Origin of the sequence: Cyanobacterium stanieri LEGE 03274 (genome assembly GCF_015207825.1) — a bacterium.
Taxonomy (GTDB): domain Bacteria; phylum Cyanobacteriota; class Cyanobacteriia; order Cyanobacteriales; family Cyanobacteriaceae; genus Cyanobacterium; species Cyanobacterium stanieri_B.
The window spans coordinates 30,183-55,162 of record NZ_JADEWC010000003.1 but is presented as its reverse complement, the minus strand read 5'-3'; the positions used below and the strand labels follow the sequence as shown (position 1 = coordinate 55,162).

Below are 24,980 nucleotides of genomic sequence, written 5' to 3'. Positions count from 1 at the left end.
TAAAATTAATTCCTATGACACAATCTACCCTAGAAAAAGCAAAAGCCCCTGTAGTTTTACCTGTGGGGGGAGAGGATGAAGATAATTTTAATTATCAAGAGGTTTGGTATCCTGTGTTTTTTGTGGAGGATTTGCAAAAAAATCGACCTAATTCTTTTACTTTGTTAGGGGAAGATATTGTAATTTGGTGGGAGGAAAAAACTTCTCAATGGCGAGTATTTACCGACAAATGCCCCCATCGTTTAGCGCCTTTAACGGAAGGGAGAATTAATGAGGAGGGTTTGTTGGAATGCCCTTACCATGGTTGGGCTTTTTCTGGGGAGGGAGATTGTGAGGTGATACCCCAACAACAAGAAAATCAACGGGCGCATACTTCTTCCCGTGCCTGTGTGAAGGCTTATCCTTGTAAGGTTGAGCAGGATTTATTATTTGTTTATGCTGGTGATCCTGATAATGCGGATAAAACTCCTATTCCCATCGTAGATCCTTTGGAGGAAGATAAGGATAAATGGTTGGTGTTAAATACTTTTCGGGATATTCCTTATTCTGCCCTCACTTTATTGGAAAATGTTTTAGATTCTAGTCATATCCCCTATACTCATCATGGTTCTGTGGGCGATCGCTCCAACGTTTCTACGGTAGAATTAGAAATTATCAGTAGTAATAGGCAAGGCTTTAATGGAGTATGGCAAGAAGGGCCAAGAAAAGGTAAGCTAGGCAGTCAATATACTACCTTTGTTGCCCCCAATTTAATGTGGCACGACTTAACCTCTAAACAATTTGGACGCACCATGACGGTGGTTTATGCTACTCCTATTAGTAAAGGAAAATGCCGTTTGTTTGCTCGTTTTCCCTTCCAATTTTCCTCAAAAATTCCTCAATTTTTTATCAAATTAACCCCTCGTTGGTATTCCCATCTTAATCAAAATGCTATCCTTGAAGATGATCAAATTTTCCTCCATTATCAAGAGCGATACTTAGAAAAATTAGGCGGTAGCGAAAAATATGAAAAAGCCTGTTACTTACCCACTAAGGCAGATTTATATGTAACCGAATTTAGACAGTGGATAAATAAATATAATGCCGAATTATTCCCTAATCAAGACTTACCAGCAACCCCTACCCACGATATTTTATTAGAGCGTTATCATTCCCATACAGAAAAATGTTCTAGTTGTCGTCAGGCACTGAACAATATTCAAAACATTCGTCAAATTTTAATCATTTTTACTGCTATTATTTGGTCACTTTTACCGATGATTTCTCTTAATTTCCCGAATATATCTCCAGTAATTATTTATTCAATAGTGATCGTTAATTTAATCAGTATTGTCAGTTACTTTTATCTAGGAAAAATTGAAAAAAGATTTTATCAAGGTCAAAAAATAGCTCCTAGAAATATTACAAAATAATTTATTATAAATAGGTTTTTTGGGGATAGCTATAGTATGCCTAAATACTGTATATTTTCTAGCTTCTCCATAACCTAAAATAAACCCATATTTAAAAATTAATAAGCTCCATTATTTTTAGTAAAAAACATCACCGCAATAGTTTTAAGAACAATCCAAATATCAAACATAAAATTATTATTCATAACATAATAAACATCCATTAAAATACGACGATTATAAGGAATATCATTTCTTCCCGATACCTGCCATAATCCTGTGATCCCTGGCTTGATAGTTAATACTTTATCAATTTTATTACCATACATACAAAGCTCTTTGGGGACAAGAGGACGAGGCCCAACAATACTCATATCACCTTTTAATACGTTCCAAAATTGGGGAAATTCATCTAAACTTGTGGCTCGTAAAAATCTACCAATCCAAGTGATACGAGGATCTTTTTTTAGTTTAAAATTATTTTCAAATTCAGCTTTTTTATGGGGACATTCTGCTAAAATTTTGTCTAAGATTAGATCAGCATTTTTAACCATGGTTCTAAACTTAATACATTTAAAAGTTTGAAAATTTTTGCCTACTCTTTCTTGATAGTAAAAAATTGGTCCAGGGGAGCTAATTAATATTAATAGGGCAATGGTAAAGTAGATGGGAAAACAGATTATTAATACTGTGGCGGAAAAAATAATGTCAAATACTCTTTTATAACGATAGCTATGGGAAATGGTTGATTGTGCGATCGCCCTTGATTTTGTAGAGCTACGCGCGCTTTTCCTAGACAAAAATTGGGTATTGATGGTCATTGTTACTCCTCTAGTCACACCTGATTAATTATCATCGAGAACAAAATATTTTAAATATCTCGATAATTGAGGGAAAATAGTTCATTTATTAAGTTGGTTTTATTATTACTCAAAATTGTGATAGATGAATTGTTTATTTTGGACTAAATTCATATAAACATTGATCAATGAATTGTTGATATGACTGTTGAAATCTTTGTAAACTGAACCTTTGAGCATTAATAAGACAATTTTCGGCATGGAAATGGGGTAATAAATTTTCAAAATTATTGACAGCATCAACCAATGATTCTACGGTTTGAGATGAGAAAAAAAGCCCCGTGCCAGTATCCTGATGGGTTCGTATGTCAATAACCGTTTCTAAAGCTCCCCCTTGCCCATAGGCAATCACAGGAGTGCCACAGGCTTGGGCTTCTACAATGGCGATGCCAAAATCTTCACAAGCACCGTATATAAAAGCCTTAGCGGAGGATAAATATTTTTTAAGGGTTATGTCATCCACTGACCCTAAAAGGGTAATATTAGGCTTGGCAAGGGCTTGTATGGATTTATATTCAGGGCCATCCCCAATGACAACTAAAGGTTTTCCTAGTTGATTAAAGGCTTCAACAATGAGGGATACTTTTTTATAACTGACAAGGCGAGATACAATTACGTAAAAATCTGATTTTTGAGCCTCAAAGGGAAACTTATCTACCTGTACGGGGGGATAAATTACTTCTGCTTCCCGACGATAACAACGCCATATTCTTCTCGCTGTGTGGTGGGAATTAGCGATAAAGTAATCTACCCGATGGGCTGAGATTACATCCCATTGTCTTATTTTGTGGAGGAAATAACGGGCAAAAAATCCTTTGAGGGGTGAGGTGCGCTGGAGATAGTCAAAGGTTAAATCCCAAGCATAGCGCATGGGAGTATGGCAATAACAAATATGAAGTTGAGCGGGGGTGGTGATTATCCCTTTTGCTACTGCATGGGAAGAAGATAACACCAAATCATATTCTGTTACATTTAGTTGCTCTACGGCAATGGGCAATAGGGGTAAATAGTTTTGGATGCCGTTTTTGCTCAGGGGAAAATGTTGTAGGAAAGAAGTGTTGATTTTTCGTCCATAAAGGTAACTTTGAGGATTGGAAGACTCGAAATCGATGAGGGCATATAGTTCAATATTATCTATTAGCTCTAAAATCTCTTTAACTACTAACTCCGAACCTCCCGTCGCCTTGGGGGTTAACCATTCATGGACCAATGCTGTTTTCATGAAAACTTAGAATTCATCATTATCGGAATTGTAGTTTTCATTATCCCGTTTCGAGCCTAATAAATCAAGGTTACTAACTCTTATAACGGGTTTTGAACGATTTGCCCCTGTGTTACGATCGCTCCAGGTATCAATTTTTAGTGATCCTTGAATACCAATTAAACTACCTTTTTTAGTGTAATTTCCTGCAATTTCCGCAGTTTTTCCCCAAATTTCTAACTCAAACCAATCGGGGCCTTCATCCCTTTTACTACGACGATTCACCGCTAGGGTGAGACGACATTTAACACTTCCAGAGTCAAAATAACGAACTTCAGGATCTGTACCCGTACGACCTACTAAATTAACAATGTTTAGACTCATACTTTTGCCTACACTCTCATAATGTACTAATATTATACTATGATCTAAGGCAATTATTCAGATTGATAATTTTCGTCGGGGGGTAAATTAGAGCCATGGGCGGCCTCAAAAGCAAGGCGATCGCACCTTTCATTTTCTTTATTACCAGCATGACCTTTAACCCAGATAAATTCTACGTCATGTTGACGACACAGAGCCAATAAATCTGCCCACAAATCAGGATTTTTTGCTTTTTCTTTGGCATTGCGCTTCCAACCATTTTTTTCCCACTTCTGCGCCCATCCTTTACTAATGGCATTAACCACGTATTGAGAATCAGTATATAATTTGACTTGACATTTTTTCTTGAGGGAGCTTAACCCAGCGATGACCGCAAAAATTTCCATACGGTTATTAGTGGTTAAACTAAATCCCCCTGACAACTCCTTACGGTGTTGCCCATATAATAATACTACTCCGTAACCCCCAGCCCCCGGATTGCGCAGACAAGAACCATCGGTATAAATTTCTACTTCTTGTAGCCCTTGTTTACTCATGATTATTTCCTTTAAATACCTTATCCATTTGACTATTGATCATATTGGTAATAGCTTTTTCATAGTTAGAGGCGATCGCCAATAAAATTCCTCCAAAAATATACCATGGCAAAGGAGCAATAAAAGTCTTTACCCATAAGCCAAACTGAGCCAGAACAAACAATAACGCAAACAAAACAAGCCAAGCCTTCATTATCAGTTAACTCCTCACAACTGCCCACAACCTAACATAATAAACGCTGAAGTTCACAAAAAAAAGGTAAATTTCAACGGAAAATAACCATAAAAAAGATGGGCATTGCCCACCTTATAAAAACTATTCAGTTATGAATAATTGTGATTATTTAGCCAAAGCCAATTCACGCTCTTTAGCTTCCTTGATTACCTCATCAGCGATATTCTTGGGACAAGGAGCATAATGGGAGAATTCCATGGAGAATTGACCACGTCCAGAAGTCATGGTACGTAAATCACCAATATAACCAAACATCTCACTTAAAGGAGCTTCAGCCTTAATTCTTACGCCCATGGGAGTAGTATTTTGAGATTTAATCATGCCACGACGACGGTTAATATCACCAATTACGTCTCCGATGTGATCTTCAGGGGTAAATACATCCACATTCATAATAGGCTCAAGGATTTGAGGACCGGCTTTAGGAATAGATTGACGATAACCCGCTTTAGCTGCGATTTCAAAGGCGATCGCACTAGAATCCACAGGGTGGAAAGCACCATCAGTTAAAGTAACCTTGAGATCCACACAAGGATAACCAGCTAATACACCTTTTTCGATACTGCTTTCAAAACCTTTATTAACCGCAGGCCAGAATTCACGGGGAACATTACCACCAGTTACCTTAGATTCAAACTGGAATCCAGTACCAGGTTCACCAGGTTCAATGGTGTAGTCAATACGTCCAAATTGTCCAGAACCCCCAGACTGTTTCTTATGGGTATAGCTATCATTAATTACCTTGGTGATAGACTCACGGTAAGCCACTTGAGGTTTACCAACTTCTACTTCTACCCCGTGGGTACGTTTGAGGATGTCCACCTTAATATCAAGGTGTAATTCACCCATCCCTTTAATAATGGTTTCACCGCTTTCTTGGTCAGTTTCCACATAGAAAGAAGGATCTTCTTGAACCATTTTACTAAGAGCCATACCCATTTTTTCATTACCACCTTTTTGGGTAGGTTTGATGGCAATAGAGATTACAGGCTCAGGGAATACCATGGGTTCAAGGGTAGCAGGATTGTTAGGATCACAGATAGTGTGACCAGTTTGGATGTTTTTCATCCCTACAATAGCCACGATGTCTCCTGCTTGGGCTTGATCAATTTCAATACGATCATTAGCGTGCATTTCCACAATTCTACCCACACGCTCACTCTTACCAGTGGCTGTATTTAATACAGTCATACCTTTTTCGAGGACACCAGAATAAATACGAGTAAAGGTAAGGGCGCCGTAGCGATCGTCCATAATCTTGAAAGCTAAAGCTCTGAAAGGCTCTTCTGCATCAACTTTGGCAAATTCACCAGTTTCGTTACCTTCCAAATCTACAATAGGCTGAGGATTAACTTCATTAGGAGCAGGTAAATAATCAACCACCGCATCCAAAACTAATTGTACCCCTTTATTTTTGAAAGAAGAACCGCAATAGGTGGGGAAGAAAGCTAGATCACGGGTACCTTTACGGATACAACGTTTAATATCCTCGATGGCAATTTCTTCACCTTCAAGATATTTTTCCATCAATTCCTCATCCTGTTCCACCGCAGTTTCAATCAACTGTTCACGGTACATTTCTACGTCTTCTTCCATGTCCGCAGGAACATCTTCGATGGTGTAGTTCATGGGATCTCCAGAATCATCCCAAATCCATGCCTTACGGGTTAATAAATCCACAACCCCTTTAAATTCGGTTTCAACACCGATGGGTAATACCATCACCAAGGGAGTCGCCGCCAGAATTTCTTTTACTTGCTTCACAACACTATAAAAATCAGCCCCAGTACGGTCTAATTTATTAACATAGATGATACGAGAAACCTTAGAATCATTAGCATAACGCCAGTTGGTTTCCGACTGAGGTTCAACCCCACCAGAACCACAGAATACCCCAATACCACCATCAAGAACTTTTAAAGAACGATATACCTCGATGGTAAAGTCCACGTGGCCTGGAGTATCAATGATATTGAATTGATAATCTTTCCAGAAACAACTTGTAGCGGCGGATTGAATGGTGATTCCTCGCTCCTGCTCCTGTTCCATAAAGTCGGTGGTAGCGGCTCCATCATGTACTTCGCCAAGTTTATGAATTTTACCAGTTAATTTTAGGATTCTTTCTGTAGTAGTGGTTTTTCCAGCGTCAACGTGGGCAAAAATCCCAATATTTCTATATCGAGCGAGGTCCTTTTTCATAATTTATCTATAAATATACAGCTTATGTTTTCTTACCTAAATTTTGTTTTATTTTTTTAGGTGGTTGAGTAAAAAAATTGTTGCACTCTAGCTAGTGGCAACTTTATTCATAGTCTTGATATTGAATGATTATAGACTTTGGTTTTTAGCCTAGGCTTGACGATTACTTTCTGTCTATATCTATTTTTCAAGGTTTTGAAATGTTCTAGTTGATTATATCATAGCGTTACATTATATAAACAAGTTACCCCATGAAGCTAATCTATGGGCGATAATAAAAGGTTATCTTTTTTTATAGATTTATTTTCTGGATTTATTTATCATTAAATGACCATAAATCTTGAATGAAGTGTCTGAGAATTTTTTTGGCATTTAAGAGTTTTTTATCGTCAAATTCAAATTCAGGCAATTGGCAAGAAAAATTAATATATTCAGTATCAAAAACCGGACGAAAAGATTGGGTATTCCATAACAAATCTGAGGTAAAACGTAAATCTTCAATGTTTTTTATGGCTTTTTCATAGGTATTTTTTTCCGCAAAATTTACCAGCATAAGAGGTCGCACCCAACATTTATTCTGTTGTGTAAGAACGTCAATTATTTCACAATATAAAGATTTATTTTGATTATCTAAACAAACTATTTCTCTAGGTTTAAAAACAATCACTTTGGTTATTTGTTAATCCCGATGGTTTGATTTCAATTTTTTAGTTAAAAGAGGGGATTTAACCCCCCTTAGTCAAGGCTATCATAGATTACATAACAGCATAGGCAGAATTGAGAGCCCAGATAATTAATGCGGTAATACTGCCGAGTATGATAAAAGCGGAAACCCCGACAATAATTGGTTTATCAGCACCTTCAAATTTCATGATGCCACGATTTAGATCAGACATACGACCTCGAATTTAATTTAAAGAAAAAAAACGGTTTATTATCAGGTTAACTTAAAAAAGATCTCTTTCCAAAGAAAGGTTCACAATTGTTGATACTTTTAGTTTTTGACGAAGGAAGTTTCGGGAAAAGATACTTTAGTACCTCCTAAACCACAATAACCGTTAGGATTTTTGGCGAGGTATTGTTGATGGTAACCTTCAGCGAAGTAAAATTCGGATGCGTCAAGGATTTCGGTGGTAATTTCTTCGTATCCTGCTTGGTTTAATTGTTGTTGATAGATTTGTTTGGATTTTTGGGCTAATTCTTTTTGTTGGGCGGAGTAGGTGTAAATCCCTGAGCGGTATTGAGTGCCTCTGTCGTTACCTTGACGCATTCCTTGGGTGGGGTTATGGTTTTCCCAAAATACTTTTAAGAGGGTTTCATAACTGATAATCTGAGGATCATATACTACTAATACGACTTCGTTATGACCTGTTAAACCGCTACATACTTCCTCATAGGTGGGGTTGGGGGTATAACCTGCAGCGTAGCCTACGGCGGTGAGATAGATTCCTGTTTCTAGTTGCCAAAATTTTCTTTCAGCGCCCCAAAAACAACCCATACCAAATAGGGCTTTTTCCATATGGGCTGGATATTCGCTTTTGAAGGGATTGCCGTTGACAAAGTGTTTAGAAGGTAGGGGCATTTTTTTGTCTCTACCTTTGAGGGCTTCTTCTGGTTTAGGTAGGGTAAGTTTTTTGTCTCCGAGTCCAAATAAAAACATATTTTTATTAATGATGGTAAAGAATTATTACTGTCTTATTTCATCTTATCGTTTATCGTTGTAGTTTATGTCTTTTCGAGAGCTACGGAGACATTTACTTGATTACAAGCTCAGTCAATGGTTAGGTTTCAGGTTGAGCATTTCTGAGCGATCAATAAAAACATGAAAACTATTGCCCATTCCCTGTCTTAACCAGAAAATTTTATCCCAAACTCAAGTTATGCAACAGGAGCGTTAGTGGAGGCATAAAAGGCGATCGCAATGCCCCCTAATACAAGAATAGTCGAAACAGCAACTAAAATAAGATTATTTCTTTTTTCGTTTTCTGTGGGAGCTTGAGCTTGGTAAACTTTGGGTTCATGGGCAAAATTATTAATTCTGCCGCCGTCTTCGGTGGTATATGGCATATACTGATGACCTCATTTACTAAAAATTACAATAGTCTATAGATTATGATCAGACTTTAATTTTGGGGGAAGTGTAGTAATAAATCTTGATATTACTTTACATTTTTTGTTGTCAAAATTAATATTTCTTTGTGATGCTGTGTCAAAATGAATGTTAATTTTTCTGCTCAAATAAATTATTATGCTTAATTATGTCTGGTTTGGATTGATTGCGATTTCGGTTATTGTTGGTGCAATCAATGGCAATATTGATGCGGTGACGGAGGCCGCCATTAGTAGCGCTGAAACCGCTGTTACCCTAGCCATTGGTTTAATCGGTATTATGGCTTTGTGGTTAGGAATTATGAAAATTGCTGAGACAGCAGGGTTAGTAAGTGCGATCGCCCGTATCGTTCGTCCTATCACAGTTTGGCTATTTCCAGAAGTCCCCCCCGAACATCCCGCCATGAGTGCCATGGTATTGAATATGTCCGCCAATATGTTGGGCTTGGGTAACGCGGCCACCCCCTTGGGTCTAAAAGCCATGCAGGAATTAGAAAAACTTAATCCCCATCCCGAAACCGCTACCAACGCCATGTGTACTTTTTTAACCATCAATACCTCCAGTGTGCAACTAATTCTCCCCGCCACGGTGGTAGCCCTCATGGGAGTAGAATCCAGTAGCCTATTCATTCCCACCATCCTCGCCACATCCTGTTCTACCATTGCAGGAGTCACCGCCGTCAAACTCCTCTCAAAACTCCCCAAATTTGCCATACCCGAACAAGAAACAGAAGAATCAAATCTCAATAAATAATTAATCTGAATTAAAGATAAGATTTCTCAATACTTTGAAAACTACATAATGGGCAATGGGCTTAAGCCTATTGTTGACAATAACCCAAATTAAAGCCAATTTCACAACACAAAAATATTTCATAACACAAAAATAATGATTGAATCCATTGCCGATATTTTTAACACCACCGCCAAATATATAATTCCCCTGCTATTAATGGGTATTCCCTTCTATGCCCTCGTATTCAAAAAAGTCAAAGTTTATGAAGTCTTCACCGAAGGCGCCAAAGATGGCTTCACCATCGCCATCCAAATTATTCCTTATCTAGTCGCCATTCTCGTTGCCATTGGGATGTTTCGAGCCAGTGGAGCATTAGACATCATGCTTAATATTCTATCTCCCGTGTTGTCAGTGCTGGGTTTTCCCCCTGAAAACCTCCTCCTTGCTATCATGCGTCCTCTGTCTGGGGGAGGCTCATTTGGTTTGCTGAGTGACTTAGTAGAAATCTATGGCCCAGATTCTCTCATTAGTAAAATCGCCGCCACCATGTATGGCTCAACAGAAACAACCTTTTATATATTAGCGGTGTATTTTGGCTCCGTGGGTATCAAAAAAGTACGCCATGCCCTTTTAGCGGGATTAATTGCTGATGTGGTGGGAATTTTTAGCGCAGTTTATATTTGTCGTTTATTTTTTGCTTAGATGTTTAGGTTTGAGGTATTGAAATTATTGTCTATTCACTTTACTAACCAGGAAACCTTATCCCTGACTTAAGTTTAAAAATGTTCTGAAAATGGGCAAACTTAAAACAATCATTACTTTATAACCAGAGATTGGCTCAAGGTAGTGTTAAAATTTGTTTGTTATTCTATTGTTAATGTAAAAAGAGTATATAAATATGGCACAAGGAAAAGGATTTGGACTAGGCTTAGGTAAAATGAAAGAACTTGCGGAGGCTTTCAAAAAAGCTCAACAGGTGCAAGAAGGAGCAAAACAACTCCAACAAGAATTAGAAACCATGGAAATTCAAGGGCAAAGCGAAGATGGCTTAGTAGTTGTTACCATGAGTGGAAATCAAGAGCCTTTGAAGGTAGAAATTAAGGACGAGGCTTTGGGTAAAGGTTCTGAGGCTTTATCTGCTAGTGTTACCGCCGCTCTTAAAGATGCTTATCAAAAATCTACCGAGACTATGCGCGAGAGAATGGAAGAGTTAACTGGTAGTTTTGGATTACCTGGAATGTAGGTAAGGGCTATTTGAGGGGCTGGAACATTTTCAGCCCTTAATTTTGTTTAATTAAATTAAATTGTTGTGATGGTTAAGTTATTATTTGTATGTTTAGGTAATATTTGCCGATCGCCCTCAGCGGAAAATATTATGAATTATTTAATAGAAAAAGAGGGTTTACAAGATAAAATAAGTTGCGATTCTGCGGGAACTTCCCGTTATCATATTGGTGCTTCCCCCGATAGCAGAATGAGAGAAGCTGGAAAAAAAAGAGGAATAAAGCTAGTAGGAAAAGCCCGACAAATTGAAGATTTTGATCTGGAATATTTTGATTTAATTTTAGCTATGGATAAGGCTAATTATCATGATATTTTATCTTTGGATTTGAAAGGAAAATATAGGGACAAAGTTAAGTTAATGTGTGATTTTGCTTCTAATTATTCTGATACAGAAGTACCAGATCCCTATTATGGTGGAGAATCGGGCTTTGATTATGTGATTGATTTATTACTTGATTCCTGTCAGGGTTTATTAGATTATGTGAAGGAAGAATATAATATCAACTGATTAAGGCAATAGGCAAGAGTAATAATCTTTATTCTGTTTGTTTCATTGTCCATTATTAATTATCCATTATCAATTAACATAATGACTGTTAACGAATCAATTTCTATTTATCTTGATATTGCCCTATTGGCGGCAAGGGCTGGGGGGGCTGTACTTAGTCACTATTGGGGGAAACAATTGGCGATCGCCCAAAAAGGTAGATCAGGTGATCTTGTTACCCAAGTAGATAAAGAATCCGAAGCGCAAGTAATCAAAGTAATACAAAGACACTGCCCAGATCATGCCATTTTTGCTGAAGAATCGGGGAAAAGTGGTACTCAAAACCATAAATATCAATGGGTAATTGATCCCCTCGATGGCACTACTAATTATGCCCATGGCTACCCTCAAGCAGCCGTTTCCATCGGTCTAAACATTGACGGCGTCCCCTCCGTGGGAGTAGTTTATAACCCCATGAGAGAAGAATTATGGTGCGCTGGGAAAGGATTAGGAGCAACCCTCAACGGCAACCCCATAAAAGTATCGAATACCGAAGAATTAAAAGATAGTTTATTGGTGACAGGTTTCGCCTACGATAGACGGGAAACCGATGATAACAATTATGCCGAATTTTGCTACCTTACCCACCTCACCCAAGGAGTAAGAAGGGCAGGAAGTGCTTCCCTAGATTTATGCGAATTAGCAGGGGGAAGGTTAGACGGTTATTGGGAAAGGGGCTTAAGCCCTTGGGATTTACTCGCGGGGGTGGTAATCGTTAAGGAAGCTGGAGGTTATATTAGCGCCTATGACGGCTCGGAATTTGATATTAACACAGGGCGCATTTTAGCTACCAACGGTAAAATCCATGATGCTTTGATGGTGGCTTTGAAGAATACTCCCCATAGCCCTGCTTTTTCTTTTCCTGATGTGGTGGGTTAGTGGTTGATTGGTGGATATTTTTAACTGACTGTCTCACTTTTATTTTGACGAAGCATGACATTAGAATGAGTCATATAAAATAATGCTCCAACAAATATACCTCCTCCAATTAAATTACCAATCGTCACGGGTAAAAAACTCCAAAAAACCATATCCATACCCGTAATATCAGCACCTAAAGCCATGCCTGTAGTTAAGAAAAACATATTAACGACAATATGTTCCATTCCCAATACAATAAAAGCCATAATAGGAAACCAACAACCAACAATTTTACCAATTACTGACTTACTGACAAAACCCATCATTACGGCAATACATACGAGAAAATTACAGACAATTCCTCGCACAATAAATAAAGTAAAACCAGATAAACCCATTTCTCTGACAGTGACAGATTTAGAAATGGCAATTTCCATAATTTTTTCTCCTACCGCAGAAGGGGGAATCATTCCGCCGTCGGTAAGGGAATAACTCATCAATAGTGCAATGGTAAAACAACCGCAAAAATTAGCAAAATAAACCCACAACCAGTTATTAAGGGCTTTATGAAAACTAACTTTTCCAGCTAATATACCCACACACATAATGGCGAAGTTGCCTGTTACTAACTCCATGCCAAAAAGTACGATGGAAGCAAAGCCCCAAGGAAATAGTAATGCTCCTAAAAAGGGTATTTGTGATTGAATGGCGATGGTAATGGCGAGGGTTGTGGCTACTCCTAAAATTGCACCAGAATAAAATCCCCGAATCATTAAGTTTTTGATAGATAGTCTTGATTTGCTTTTTGCCGCATCGATAACGGTGTTGATTAAATCCTGTGGCAATAAATAATCCATTTGCTAATCCCTCTACTTGATAGTTAGTTTTGTAAAAACAATCACAAAATGCAATTTATAATTATTAATTATTGAATTAATGCTTATATTAGGGATAAATATTGGGCAAAAATGTAAATTTAAATACTAAATAAAGCTATTTTTACTTTTTTTACATAGTGTTTAATTGAAAATTGCATATTTTTTCTAAAAGAGGAGTATCGAAGATGGGGAGTAAGGATGATAATCATGAGTCTATTAATTGTCCATTGTTTACATCTTTAAAAGACTAAAAATGTTGTCCCAAACTCAAGTGAGTTATTATTGTTTCAATATCAAAGGTTTAATACCAAATCCGATTTAGAAAATATATCATCACTCTCTTTGCAATGAATAATCTTTGTAAAGATGTCGGGTATCGGATTATATCAAGTCCGCTTGATCACTTACAAATAGTAATGTCAATATCTTAGTTCAATAAATTGAACTAACCACCGTTAGCCATCTAATTCATTACACGGTGGGGCAACTAAGAAAATGCAATCTATTGATAACGAATTATCCGAACTTTATTTTAAAGAATTTATAAAAAGTCGCTTCTTTTACTTTGGGTGATGGTTAATAGTTGCTCAATTTCTTGCCAATGGTTGGACTCTATATCATTAATAATAGTATCTAAATTTTGGCGGTATTTTTTAAGACTATTAAGAATGTTTTTTTGATTATTTTTTGCCATCATTAATCCTAATTCGGGGTTTCCTCCTCCTACACGGCTAGTGTCTTTAAAACCTGAACTAGCTATTTTTTTGGCAAATTCTCTTACTTTTTGATCCTTTTCTCCTAAACAGCTATAAATTAAATTAGCACTTATCATCACGGGTAAATGGGAAATCCATGCTACTGCTTGATCATGAATTTCGGGACTGGTGGTTAATATTTTACATCCGACTGATAACCACATTTTTTCGATAAGGGCGATCGCCCTTACCCTAGTATAATCATTAGGAGTAATTACACAGGGAGCATTATTAAATAAATTCCTTTCCACCGCATCAATACCACTATTTGCCGTACCTGCCATGGGATGACTACCGACAAAATTAGGACAGATTTTTTGGGCTTCCCTGACAATAGATTCTTTCACCGAACCAACATCCGTAACCACGGTATGGGAAGATAAATACTGGAGTAAACTTTTAAGAGTCGGGATAATATATTCTATGGGGGTAGCAATGACCACCACATCGCAATCTTTTAGTAAACTCAAATCAACCCCTGACTTAGTCGCCACGCCCTTTTGCAAAGCCTTAGAGCAGGTTTTTGGGTTACGAGATACCCCCACCACATGATAATTTTTGGCAGTCAAATCCAATCCCAGAGAGCCACCGATTAAACCTAAACCAATAATACCAATTTTCATTCTCTAATTACAGACGGAATAATTATCCGTGGTCAATTTTCCCCATTGCCCCACTTTTTGATCAAATTTTAACTATTTCTTGGGCATAGCGGCAAAAATAGAATCTCCATCCACGGTTACGATAATTTCTCCATTATCTTTTATCCAATACCCTCGCAAAAATGGTGCTAATTCTGGAGTAATGGCCGAGGCAGGGGGAGAGTGTAAATTATCAGTGTGACACATTTCAATATCTTGAATATCACTTACTACTAAACCCACTAATTCTCCAGTGGTTAAACTTTTGATATTTTGGTTACTAGGGTGAATTACCACCGCCTTATGGTTAGAAGCGGTAACCGATTGTTCATACCAAGGGGTAAAACCTAATAATTGCCCTAAATCTATCATCCAGACAATTTCCCCCCGCCAATTATAAACCCCCATTACCCAACTAGGCATATCTGGCACAGGGACAATTTTACCGAAGGGAATTTTTAACACCGCCGCAATCTGTGATAGGCTAACCATCAAATTGGTGTCGGGGAGTAATAAAAACCTTAAAAATTGAGAGGCTTGGGAAGTGGTGTCTTTGTTAATTGACAAGGATGGGTTTGATTTATTTTCCATGGTTGATTCCATAATTATTGTAGAGGGTAGCTGAGAATTGATTTCTCACTATTTTCCCTCCTCAAAGATATTTTATGCCGTCAATTTCTTTACAGTGCTAAATAATTCGTCTTTATTAACGGGTTTGGGTAAATAGGCATCTGCCCCCTGTTTCATACCCCAGAATTTATCCATTTCACTGCCTTTGGTGGAACAAATAATCACGGGTATTTTATTGGTGTTATCATTGGATTTTATTTCTCGACAGATTTCAAAGCCACTCTTACCGGGTAAAACCACATCTAAGATAATTAAGTCGGGGTTAATTTGAGGAATTTTATCGAGGGCTTCCTCTCCACTTTCAGCGGTAGTAATAGAAACACCTATTTCTTGTAAATAAGTTACTAATATTTTTCTCTCGGTGGAGGAATCGTCAACTATTAATACTTTTGCCATATTGTTTATTAACCTCTATAAATTAGTCATAATCTTTATATACAAACCATAACAATGATATAGCAATCTTTTCCTTTTCCATAGAGAAGTTGCTATATTTCCCTTAGGATACTCCTATTTTGAGATGTTTTCTGATGGTTTCTAGCACTAAGGCTCTATCTACGGGTTTACCGATAAAGTCTGATGAACCTACCATTTTTGCTCTCACTCTATCTACTAAACCATCATTTCCTGTCAAGATGACGATGGGGGTATGTTTGAAGAAGGTTAATTTTCTTAGTTGACTACAGATTTCATAACCATTGGCGTTGGGCATGATTAAATCTAGGAAGATAAGATCGGGTTTTTTGGCCAGTAAAATGGCGATCGCCCTTAGGGCATCATTCACCCCAATAAAGGAATAACCTGCCCCGGTGATAATTTTTTCCATGGTTTGACAAATCAAGGGACTATCATCCACACAGGCGATGGTAATGTTACTGTTAGCGGATAAATCATCATCCCCATCGTTATGGATAGGTAAAGAAGGGGCGGGAATATCGCTAATGTCTATTAACCTTACCAAACCCCTTTGCACGTAGGGTAATAGGGAACGAGTAACCGTTAAAACATCCCTTTTCATCCTGACGGATAAATCTCGCAAGGTTTGTTGTCCATCGAGTAATTGAGTAAGGGTTTGATATACTTGGGGGTTGGTTTGTTGTTCTAATTCTTGGGGCTGGGTAATCACCGGGGCCATGTCTGGGGAGCGATCGGCGATTTTGGCTGACTGCCAGGCCTGCCATGCCTTTTGAGCTTCAGCGATTACCTGTTCGGCATCTATTAACACTAAACGGGAAGAAAAAGGTAAGGTGCGATCGGGTTTTAATTCACAAGTAACCTGCATCGCCTGAGTAACATCAAATAAAACCTCCGTAATATTTTGACGAATCATCTTCGCCGCTTGTTCAAGGGTTATCCTTTGCTGATCTACCCAAAAACACAATAACTCATATTCCCAACAATTATTCTGCTCATCTAACTGTAGCTGATTAATATCATTTTGAATCGCTCCCATGTGAGAAGGAATATGGGGTAAATTTGCCACCAAATTACGACGCCATCTTCTAACAGGGTGATGCCCCCCCGTAGCATAGACAATACGACCTAAATAAAGATAGAATACCCACTTATTACGAGTTCCAGTCAACAGTAGTTGACCGCTGAAACGGGGCTGTTTCAAATTTTCAAAAAATCCCGCTTGTTTTAGAGCCGTAAACTCTCGAAAAGGTATTGGATTAGACATATTCTCTTTGGGCAGTCGTTATTTTCTCGGTGAATTTAATAATGGTTTTATTATTTTGTCACACCTTCTAGGGTATCACAATTCCGAGACTTCACACCTTTTGTGTCAGCCCCTGACCACAATAAAAAAGTAGATTGAGGGCTTGATAATCTTGGATTTAGTATAACTACTATACTCCAAAAAATTGTCGGTGAGGACAAGCAGCAATTCTGGTGTCTGGAGTTAAGGGAGTACCTTCGGCGGTGGTAGTCATACCTCTCATTTTACGAACGGCATTGATGGAAGAAATACAATCACAACCAAATAATCTTACTGCTTCATCACTTTCTTCATCGGTAAAATTCATGATGTAATCGCCAAATTCATTTTTTTCTAAATTGGGATATTCTACTTGTTCATTTTCCCCTGTGGTGAATACACTTCTTTCTACACTATTTCTAAATCTGATTTCTTGAGCTTTAACGGAAGAATTAGATTCCCCGAAACTTACAAAAATAGAGGCGACAACTAAGGGCGTTGAAAGCACTAATGTTTTAAAAATTTGATTAGCATTCATCACGAATAATTTAATTAATATAAAATGATTTTTCGCCCATGGTATTTAATAATTAGTTGATCTGTCAAGGGGATAATAATCCATAGAAATTAATCTATAGAAAATCCTCTCTAATCTTGAAATCATCAACCTCAAGAATTTGATTAGGGTTCATAGTTAGTCTCTTTTTTTCAGTAAAATAACTTAACCTTGCTATAATCAGAAAAGTTTTTATGTCACTATCAAAAAAATCGGTAAAAAATTAAGAATGATCTGGCCCTTTAAACCCAACACAAAAAAGAAAATTGCCAAAATTGAAATTAACGGCGCTATCGGCTCATCAACTCGTGTACAGGTTTTAGAAGCCTTGAAAACTGTAGAAGAAAAAAAATATCCTGCGCTCTTATTACGTATCGATTCCCCTGGAGGTACGGTGGCAGATTCTCAGGAAATATATTCAGCCCTGAGGAGATTGGGAGAAAAAATAAAAATTGTGGCTAGTTTTGGTAACATTTCCGCATCGGGGGGGGTTTATATCGGTGTGGGGGCAAATCATATCGTCTCTAATCCTGGCACTATCACAGGCAGTGTGGGGGTAATTATTCGGGGTAATAATCTGGAAAAACTTTTGGATAAGGTGGGGGTGTCGTTTCAGGTAATTAAATCTGGCCCTTATAAGGATATACTATCTTTCGATCGCAACTTAACCCCAGAAGAAACCGATATTCTACAACAACTCATTGATAGTAGTTATGAACAGTTTGTGCAAACTGTCGCCGAAGGACGTAATCTATCAGTGGAAACGGTGAAAAGTTTCGCCGATGGTCGTATTTTTAGCGGTGAACAGGCTTTAAAATTGGGTTTAGTAGATCGACTCGGTAGCGAAGAAGATGCCCGTCGTTGGGCTTGTGAGTTGGTTAAACTTGATCCTGAAAAAACCGAATGCGATACCATCGAAGAACCAAAACCATTAATTAACCGTTTGCTTAATGGTCGTAGTCAGGTAAAATCAGGGGTAGGTTCAGCTATTAATTGGTTAGAATTTGAAATGGCAACCAGTGGACAACCTTTATGGTTATATCGTCCTTAATTTTATGATCATTCGCATTTAGTCGGGAAAGGAGTAATGTCACCCATGTGGAAAGTACGGGCAATTAGAGGGGCAACTACAGCAGAAAATAATTCTCTTGAAGCCATGAGAGAAGCCATTAGTGAATTAATGATTGAAATTGAAGCTCGTAATCAGCTTGATTATGATGATGTCATTAGTGTTATTTTTACTGCAACCCCTGATTTAGATGCGGCTTTCCCCGCTGCGATCGCACGAGAACGCCCCCATTGGGCGAATGTACCCCTTCTCGACTTACAACAAATGAAGGTAGAGGGTAGTTTAGAGCATTGTATTCGGGTTTTAATTTACTTCAATACCACTAAACCAGCTAATGAAATTTATCATCCCTATTTGCGTAAAGCTCAAAATTTACGCCCTGATTGGAGTTTAGCTCAATTTTCCCGATATTAGAATCAACTATCAATTATTAAAATGAGTTTGGCTAATATTGTTAGTTTATTTGGGGCGATGGCAATACTGGCATCAATTCCCAGTTTGAGTGTATTAACGGTATCGACAAGAAGTGCTAATGGTGGCTTTATCCATGGTTTTTTTACTACCTTGGGCATTGTTTTAGGAGATATTATTTTTATCATTGTTGCCCTATGGGGATTATCTTTTTTGCAGGATACCATGGGCGGTTTTTTTATATTAATTAAATATCTTGGAGCTGGTTATTTAATATTTTTAGGGATTAATATTCTCAGGGCAAAAACGAAGAATGCTAGTTTGGAAAATATTGATGTAAAATCCCTTTTATCTAGTTTTTTAACAGGTTTATTTATTACTTTAGGAGATCAAAAAGCTACTATTTTTTATTTAGGTTTCTTACCTGCTTTTGTGGATATAGATAATATTTCTTTTCTTGACACTTTAATTGTACTGATAATTACTATCTTAACAGTAGGAGGGGTAAAGTTAATCTATGCTTTTATTGCCCATAAATCGAGAATATTTTTTACAAAAAAAACTAATAAAATAATTAATATTTTTGCAGGTTATTTAATGATATTTATTGGTATTTTTTTAATCATTATGCCATGATGCTAAATCCTGTTTCAATAATATACTAACTAGGGCAGGGAACAGAGAACGGGGAATAGTTTTTTACTATGGTAGGTAAAAATTTTAGACAAAAAAAAGGTGGGCATTGCCCACCCTATTTAAAGATTAATGGGTTGTTACCACTGAACGGCGACGGCGAGTAAATTTACCATCACTGTCTTTTTCATTGTCTTCGTCATTACTATCATTAATGTCTGGTTGAACCTGTAGCATAAAGATAACGAGGGGGTTACTTCTCAATTCCCTTTGAATGAGTCGATCTAAACTAGCTTCCACGTCAAGGCGAATACTAGACCAGTTGATCTCTTCATTACCATTTAATAGTAAAGCACTCTTGATGCGATCGCCTATAGTCTTATCCACATTACGGGTAATCAAACGATTTAACATGGAAATTTCAATCTTACTAACCACCCCACGGAGATTAATTTGGGGTTCTTCTAAAAGTCGGCCTTGATAATTAACTGCAGCTACCACGGTAATCACGCCATCTTGGGCGATTTGGGTTCTTTCTTCCATTACATGAGTACCATGGACAATACCAGAATTATCCACCAACTCAATACCAGAAGGCACTTTAGGGCCTTTGGCAATGGAATCAGGGGTTAACTCCACCGTATCTCCATTATCAACAATGACAATATTTTCAGCAGGAATACCTACGCTTTGAGCTGTTTGAGCGTGTTTAACTAACATTCTATGTTCTCCATGGACGGGAACAACAAATTTAGGTTTAGTCAAAGCCAACATCAATTTTTGATCTTCTTGACAACCATGACCAGATACATGAATGCCTAAACTTCTACCATATAGTACATTAGCACCCTGCATAATTAATCTATCGATGGTATTAACCACAGGAATGGTGTTACCGGGGATGGGATTAGCGGAGAAAATAACGGTGTCTCCTTGACGGATTTTTACTTGGCGATGTTCTCCCCGAGAAATTCTTGTCATGGCGGCAAATTTTTCTCCCTGAGAGCCTGTACAAAGGATCAATACTTGCTCATCGGGAAGGCTATGGAGCGCCCGAAGGGGTACAAATACATTTTCTGGACATTTGATATAGCCTAGGTTACGGGCGTGGGCAATGACGTTCAACATCGATCGCCCGACGACGGCTACTTTACGGTTATATTTTTGAGCCAATTCTAGTACCATATTCACCCGATGGACGGAGGTGGCAAAGGTGGTAAGTAGTAAGCGTCCGTTGGTTTGTAGGAAGATTTTTTCAAGGTTGGGATAAACGGATCTTTCGGAGGGGGTAAAGCCTGGTACTTCGGAGTTGGTGGAGTCACCTAACACACATAAAACCCCTTGTTCTCCTAATTCGGCGAGGCGGTGTAGATCAAAATATTCGCCATCTACGGGGGTATGGTCAATTTTGTAGTCTCCTGTGTGGATTAAAACGCCCACGGGGGTATGAATGGCAAGGGTGAAACTGTCGGCGATGGAGTGGGTGTTACGGATAAATTCGACTTTGAAATGTTTACCGATTTTGACTACTTCTCGGGGGGTAACGGTTTTAATTATAGTGCGATCGCTCAATCCTGCTTCTTCTAGTTTGTCTCTGAGTAAAGACATGGCAAGACGAGGTCCATAAATGATGGGGGTGTCAATTTGTCTGAGGTGATAGGGAATACCGCCGATATGGTCTTCATGGCCATGGGTAGCGACAAAGGCTTTAATTTTATCGTTATTTTCTCTTAAATAGGTCATGTCTGGCAATACTACGTTAATGCCGTGCATTCCATCGGTAGGAAAGCCAATTCCTGCATCTACGACAATCATTTCATCTCCGTATTCATAGATACAGGTATTTTTGCCAATTTCATGGAGTCCACCAAGGGGAATTACTCGGAGAGCGTTTTTATTACTTTTTAGCTCTGGATCGTTATTTTTGGCTTTGATTTTGGGGGTATCTTTCAATGTTTTGGTAGGTTTAGTGGTTTTATCGCTAGTTTTTCTTTTTCTGCCTTGAATTTTGTAAACTTTATTCATAAACTAATATACTTGTCTGATTGTTGTCTTTTTTTTTGATTTCTGTGGGTAATTATCCTTTTTCAAATACTTTTTTTAACTGATTACAAGATGGTTTTATTTTAGATCTAAAAAGCAGTTTAGGATTTGATTTGGATACTTTGTTGTTAACTGAAATAGGTACGTTTCATCAAAATAAGTATTTTACTGAAATAAGTTTTTATTGATTTTACTTAAGACAGTATTATTGTTTTTTTGACTTAATTTTTTCTTCAGTAATTTTAGTTTTAATGAGCTTGAATAGCCTTAATATAAACTAAATTTTAAGAGGATGTGTGCTTGGTTAGTGATTAATAAACCGTATATATTCAGTCACTTTTTTCACAAGTTATAAATTCAGTGAATTAGGCTTAAATAATCTGACTAAATTTATTAATTATAAGTAGTTAAACACACCTCATCTTGGGGTTGTAATCTATGTTTAATTTTCAATATGTTAATTATTTTTTACGTAAATAAACCTCCTTTTGTTTTGAATCGAAAACCTTTATTTTCTTGTGTAGAAAAACTTTAAAATACTAAAAATATTGAGGGAATAAATTCTTTAAATATTTACAATAGACCTAGTTCTTGAAGAACTTTCTTAACTTCTTGTTCATTTTGTTTAGAAATAGAAGATAAAGGTAATCTAACGCCACCAACCTTCCATCCTAGTTGTTGTAGGGCTGATTTTAAGGGAATAGGATTGGTGTCACAAAATAATACTTTAAATAGGGAATATAGTTTTTGTTGAATATCTTGAGCAATTTTATTTTTTCCTGATTCGTAGGCTTGGATCATGGATTGAATTTCGTTCCCTACTAAATGACTGGCTACGCTAACAACTCCTACACCGCCTACGGTCATCATGGGTAAGGTTAAAAAGTCTTCTCCTGAATAGATTAACATATTATTTGCGGTAAGGGTATTAATTTGGGCGGCTTGTTCTAAATTGCCACTGGCTTCCTTTACTGCCACTATGTTATCAAATTCTTTATATAATCGGGCGATGGTTTCGGGTTCGAGGTTTTTTCCTGTTCTACCTGGTATATTGTATAACATGATGGGTACATCGGGACAGGCTGAGGCGATCGCCCCAAAATGTTGATATAGTCCTTCTTGGGGTGGTTTGTTATAGTAGGGTACGACTTGCAATGAGCCGTCTATACCGATTTTTTCTGCTTCACGGGTAAGGGCGATCGCACTTTGAGTAGAATTAGAACCCGTACCCATAATAATTTTACCCCGATTACCCACGGCGGATTTAATGACCTTTAAAAGTTCATTCTTTTCTTGATGCTCAAGGGCTGGAGATTCCCCAGTAGTGCCACATACCACAATACCATCACTACCATTGTCCACCAAATGACTGGCTAACTTTTCTGCCACACCATAATTAATAGAGCCATCCTCATTAAAAGGTGTTACCATTGCCGTCAAAACTCGACCAAAAATATAATCACTCATCGCTATTAATTTAATATCTCTTGGGGATTAGTCCAACCCTGAGCCAAATCTATATTTACATTACGTAGTTTACCAATTCGATGGGCAATGTACAACTTAAGGAATTGATAATGGTTAAACTTACCTAACACTTAATCTTATGAAAATTTTACTTTGAAAGATAGTCCAATAATAAGTCAGCTACCTTCGCGCTAGAAGCGGGATTTTGTCCGGTAATAACCCTATTATCTTCTACGGCATACACTCCCCAAGGTTCGGAGGCTTTTTCATAAATACCACCTTTTTCGACGATCGCATCTTCGGTCAAAAATGGTACGGCTTTGTCTAACTCAATCTGCTTTTCTTCCTCGTTGGAAAAACCAGTTATTTTTTTACCATTAATTAAATAATTGCCATCGGATAGTTTAGTATTTATTAAACCCACCGAGCCATGGCACACGGCGGAAACATAACCGCCATTTTCATAAATTTTTTGGCTGATGGCTTGTAATTCTTGGTTATCGGGAAAATCCCACATCACCCCATGTCCACCAGCGTAGTAGATTGCTACATAATCATCAGGATTAATGTCACTGGGTTTGAGGGTGTTACCTAAACGATTCATAAAGTTTTTATTTTGATACCATTGCCAATCGGTATTGTCAGCCATGGCTAAACTATGGGGGTCAATAGGAGTATAACCTCCTTGGGGGCTAACGTAGTCAACTTTGTACCCTGCTTCTTCAACTTTTTTGACAAAATGGACGGCTTCCCCTAGCCATAATCCTGTGGCACGGTTTAGGGTGGGATATTTTTCGATACTGGTTAAAACAACTAATATTTTTTGTTTCGACATACAAAAGTATAAATAATTACAGTGATATTATAGTTGAGTATTTTTTTTGTGATGGTGGGCAATACCCACCCTAGGATTTAAAATTTGTTATTGAAGATGGGTTGTTAAAAATTCGGTGGTTTTTTTCCAAGCGTCTTGGGCTGCTTCGGGATTATATCTATTGCCTGATGAATTGGCAAAGGCATGATCTGCGTTTTCGTAGATGTGAATTTCTACGTCTTTATTAAGGCTTTTGAGGACTTGTTCAAATTCTTGGACTAATTCTACGGAGGGATTTTGATCTAGTTCGCCGAAAATACCGAGAATGGGCATTTCTAGGGTGGCTAATTTTTCGGGATCGGTGGTAATATTTCCGCCATAATAAATTACGGTGGCATCTAGTTGGGTGGGTAATAAAAGGGCGGTGTTTAATGACCATAGTCCACCAAAACACCAACCCATGGAGGCTATTTTAGGGGTATTTTCTTGGTTTTTTAGGTAGTCATAGGCTTGTTTAAGGTTGTTTTCTAGTTCAGGGCCTGAGGCGATCGCCCTTTGTACTAATTCCATGGCTTGATCGGGGTTTTCGGCGCTTTTTCCTTTATACAAGTCCACGGCTAGGGCAACATAACCTTCGGCGGCCATTTTATCTGTCATGGCTTTAATGTTATCGTTTAACCCCCACCACTCATGGATTAAAATAACCCCCGGTAAGGCTTCCTCAACCCCCACAGGACGAGAAATATAACCTGATACCATTTCCCCGTCAATTTCGGCATATGATACCATTTCCCCGACTACTTCTATTTTTGGGGCTTCGGCGATGATGTCTGTGGGTACGGGGCGATCGTTTTTGTGGGCCTGGGCCATGTAGTGGGCATAGTCAGAGGCGATCGCAGGGGTAACTTGATGATTAATGTTAAAAATTGCCAAGGATATTACGAGGAAAAAAGAGCCTAGGGCAAAATAAATAAATTTACGCATATTGGTTTATGAAGATAATATTTTTTTGTGACCACTTTAAATAATAATCATTGTGAG

The 24,980-nt window shown here is 37.8% G+C and carries 29 protein-coding genes; 9 read left to right on the top strand and 20 right to left on the bottom strand.

Features of this window, described 5'->3' with window-relative positions; genetic code table 11:
* The first annotated feature begins 14 nt into the window (after positions 1-14).
* Entirely contained in the window at positions 15-1,412 is a 1,398-nt protein-coding gene (locus IQ215_RS02070) for a Rieske 2Fe-2S domain-containing protein (RefSeq protein ID WP_193799671.1), read from the top strand.
* Positions 1,413-1,510: 98 nt separating this feature from the next.
* Here IQ215_RS02070 and IQ215_RS02065 read toward each other — a convergent pair whose 3' ends face one another.
* The 10 genes from IQ215_RS02065 to psb34 all read right to left on the bottom strand — a co-directional run bounded on the left by IQ215_RS02065 (position 1,511) and on the right by psb34 (position 8,873).
* Positions 1,511-2,212, bottom strand: a complete 702-nt coding sequence (locus IQ215_RS02065; RefSeq protein WP_193799670.1) for a sugar transferase — start codon at positions 2,210-2,212, stop codon at positions 1,511-1,513.
* Positions 2,213-2,345: 133 nt separating this feature from the next.
* Positions 2,346-3,473: a glycosyltransferase gene (locus IQ215_RS02060; RefSeq protein WP_193799669.1), complete on the bottom strand. Its 1,128-nt coding sequence runs from the start codon at positions 3,471-3,473 to the stop codon at positions 2,346-2,348.
* Between the two features lie 6 nt (positions 3,474-3,479).
* A complete protein-coding gene (locus IQ215_RS02055; RefSeq protein ID WP_193799668.1) occupies positions 3,480-3,836 on the bottom strand; it encodes a single-stranded DNA-binding protein in 357 nt (118 codons plus the stop codon).
* 53 nt (positions 3,837-3,889) lie between these two features.
* Complete coding sequence (gene rnhA / locus IQ215_RS02050; RefSeq protein WP_193799667.1) at positions 3,890-4,372, bottom strand: ribonuclease HI; 483 nt, start codon at positions 4,370-4,372, stop codon at positions 3,890-3,892.
* Positions 4,365-4,565: a hypothetical protein gene (locus IQ215_RS02045; protein WP_193799666.1), complete on the bottom strand. Its 201-nt coding sequence runs from the start codon at positions 4,563-4,565 to the stop codon at positions 4,365-4,367. The genes rnhA and IQ215_RS02045 overlap by 8 nt, the downstream gene beginning before the upstream one ends.
* A gap of 147 nt (positions 4,566-4,712) precedes the next feature.
* Positions 4,713-6,806, bottom strand: coding sequence for an elongation factor G (gene fusA, locus IQ215_RS02040; protein ID WP_193799665.1), 2,094 nt, complete (start codon positions 6,804-6,806; stop codon positions 4,713-4,715).
* Positions 6,807-7,119: 313 nt separating this feature from the next.
* The gene (locus IQ215_RS02035; RefSeq protein WP_241735228.1) at positions 7,120-7,359 is read right to left on the bottom strand and encodes a hypothetical protein; all 240 of its coding nucleotides are present in this window, start codon (positions 7,357-7,359) and stop codon (positions 7,120-7,122) included.
* 202 nt (positions 7,360-7,561) lie between these two features.
* Positions 7,562-7,702 (bottom strand): hypothetical protein, encoded by a 141-nt coding sequence (locus tag IQ215_RS02030; protein WP_193799663.1) that lies wholly within the window; start codon positions 7,700-7,702, stop codon positions 7,562-7,564.
* Between the two features lie 98 nt (positions 7,703-7,800).
* Positions 7,801-8,466, bottom strand: a complete 666-nt coding sequence (gene msrA, locus IQ215_RS02025; protein WP_193799662.1) for a peptide-methionine (S)-S-oxide reductase MsrA — start codon at positions 8,464-8,466, stop codon at positions 7,801-7,803.
* A gap of 218 nt (positions 8,467-8,684) precedes the next feature.
* Positions 8,685-8,873 (bottom strand): photosystem II assembly protein Psb34, encoded by a 189-nt coding sequence (psb34, locus tag IQ215_RS02020; protein ID WP_193799661.1) that lies wholly within the window; start codon positions 8,871-8,873, stop codon positions 8,685-8,687.
* 181 nt (positions 8,874-9,054) lie between these two features.
* Between psb34 and IQ215_RS02015 the strand changes: the two genes are divergently transcribed.
* From IQ215_RS02015 to IQ215_RS01995, 5 genes are all read left to right on the top strand, one after another.
* Positions 9,055-9,669, top strand: a complete 615-nt coding sequence (locus IQ215_RS02015; protein ID WP_193799660.1) for a nucleoside recognition domain-containing protein — start codon at positions 9,055-9,057, stop codon at positions 9,667-9,669.
* A gap of 135 nt (positions 9,670-9,804) precedes the next feature.
* Positions 9,805-10,353, top strand: a complete 549-nt coding sequence (locus IQ215_RS02010; protein ID WP_193799659.1) for a spore maturation protein — start codon at positions 9,805-9,807, stop codon at positions 10,351-10,353.
* Between the two features lie 196 nt (positions 10,354-10,549).
* Entirely contained in the window at positions 10,550-10,894 is a 345-nt protein-coding gene (locus IQ215_RS02005; protein WP_193799658.1) for a YbaB/EbfC family nucleoid-associated protein, read from the top strand.
* Positions 10,895-10,963: 69 nt separating this feature from the next.
* Positions 10,964-11,443: a low molecular weight protein-tyrosine-phosphatase gene (locus tag IQ215_RS02000; RefSeq protein ID WP_206688478.1), complete on the top strand. Its 480-nt coding sequence runs from the start codon at positions 10,964-10,966 to the stop codon at positions 11,441-11,443.
* Positions 11,444-11,524: 81 nt separating this feature from the next.
* The gene (locus IQ215_RS01995) at positions 11,525-12,361 is read left to right on the top strand and encodes an inositol monophosphatase family protein (RefSeq protein WP_193799656.1); all 837 of its coding nucleotides are present in this window, start codon (positions 11,525-11,527) and stop codon (positions 12,359-12,361) included.
* Between the two features lie 20 nt (positions 12,362-12,381).
* Here IQ215_RS01995 and IQ215_RS01990 read toward each other — a convergent pair whose 3' ends face one another.
* The 6 genes from IQ215_RS01990 to IQ215_RS01965 form a co-directional block, all read right to left on the bottom strand.
* On the bottom strand, positions 12,382-13,200 hold the full coding sequence (locus IQ215_RS01990) for a formate/nitrite transporter family protein (RefSeq protein WP_193799655.1): 819 nt from the start codon (positions 13,198-13,200) through the stop codon (positions 12,382-12,384).
* 562 nt (positions 13,201-13,762) lie between these two features.
* Positions 13,763-14,599: a prephenate/arogenate dehydrogenase gene (locus tag IQ215_RS01985; protein ID WP_193799654.1), complete on the bottom strand. Its 837-nt coding sequence runs from the start codon at positions 14,597-14,599 to the stop codon at positions 13,763-13,765.
* A 72-nt stretch (positions 14,600-14,671) separates the two neighbouring features.
* Positions 14,672-15,208 carry a chemotaxis protein CheW gene (locus tag IQ215_RS01980; protein ID WP_193799653.1) on the bottom strand — a complete coding sequence of 179 codons (537 nt, stop codon included), beginning with the start codon at positions 15,206-15,208 and terminating at the stop codon, positions 14,672-14,674.
* Between the two features lie 72 nt (positions 15,209-15,280).
* The gene (locus IQ215_RS01975) at positions 15,281-15,643 is read right to left on the bottom strand and encodes a response regulator transcription factor (protein ID WP_193799652.1); all 363 of its coding nucleotides are present in this window, start codon (positions 15,641-15,643) and stop codon (positions 15,281-15,283) included.
* Positions 15,644-15,746: 103 nt separating this feature from the next.
* Positions 15,747-16,928, bottom strand: a complete 1,182-nt coding sequence (locus IQ215_RS01970) for a response regulator (protein WP_193799651.1) — start codon at positions 16,926-16,928, stop codon at positions 15,747-15,749.
* 169 nt (positions 16,929-17,097) lie between these two features.
* Positions 17,098-17,484, bottom strand: a complete 387-nt coding sequence (locus tag IQ215_RS01965; RefSeq protein WP_193799650.1) for a hypothetical protein — start codon at positions 17,482-17,484, stop codon at positions 17,098-17,100.
* 247 nt (positions 17,485-17,731) lie between these two features.
* On the opposite strand from IQ215_RS01965, the gene sppA reads away from it, so the two are divergent.
* The 3 genes from sppA to IQ215_RS01950 are packed head-to-tail and all read left to right on the top strand — an operon-like array spanning position 17,732 to position 19,618.
* Complete coding sequence (gene sppA / locus IQ215_RS01960) at positions 17,732-18,553, top strand: signal peptide peptidase SppA (RefSeq protein WP_193799649.1); 822 nt, start codon at positions 17,732-17,734, stop codon at positions 18,551-18,553.
* 36 nt (positions 18,554-18,589) lie between these two features.
* The gene (aroH, locus tag IQ215_RS01955) at positions 18,590-18,985 is read left to right on the top strand and encodes a chorismate mutase (RefSeq protein WP_193799648.1); all 396 of its coding nucleotides are present in this window, start codon (positions 18,590-18,592) and stop codon (positions 18,983-18,985) included.
* 21 nt (positions 18,986-19,006) lie between these two features.
* Positions 19,007-19,618, top strand: a complete 612-nt coding sequence (locus tag IQ215_RS01950) for a LysE family translocator (RefSeq protein ID WP_206688477.1) — start codon at positions 19,007-19,009, stop codon at positions 19,616-19,618.
* Between the two features lie 126 nt (positions 19,619-19,744).
* On the opposite strand, the gene IQ215_RS01945 is transcribed toward IQ215_RS01950, so the two are convergent.
* The 4 genes from IQ215_RS01945 to IQ215_RS01930 all read right to left on the bottom strand — a co-directional run bounded on the left by IQ215_RS01945 (position 19,745) and on the right by IQ215_RS01930 (position 24,923).
* Entirely contained in the window at positions 19,745-21,640 is a 1,896-nt protein-coding gene (locus IQ215_RS01945; protein ID WP_193799647.1) for a ribonuclease J, read from the bottom strand.
* Positions 21,641-22,231: 591 nt separating this feature from the next.
* Positions 22,232-23,125: a 4-hydroxy-tetrahydrodipicolinate synthase gene (gene dapA / locus IQ215_RS01940; protein ID WP_193799646.1), complete on the bottom strand. Its 894-nt coding sequence runs from the start codon at positions 23,123-23,125 to the stop codon at positions 22,232-22,234.
* 148 nt (positions 23,126-23,273) lie between these two features.
* A complete protein-coding gene (locus tag IQ215_RS01935; protein ID WP_193799645.1) occupies positions 23,274-23,960 on the bottom strand; it encodes a type 1 glutamine amidotransferase domain-containing protein in 687 nt (228 codons plus the stop codon).
* 87 nt (positions 23,961-24,047) lie between these two features.
* Entirely contained in the window at positions 24,048-24,923 is an 876-nt protein-coding gene (locus tag IQ215_RS01930; protein ID WP_193799644.1) for a dienelactone hydrolase family protein, read from the bottom strand.
* Positions 24,924-24,980: the final 57 nt, after the last annotated feature.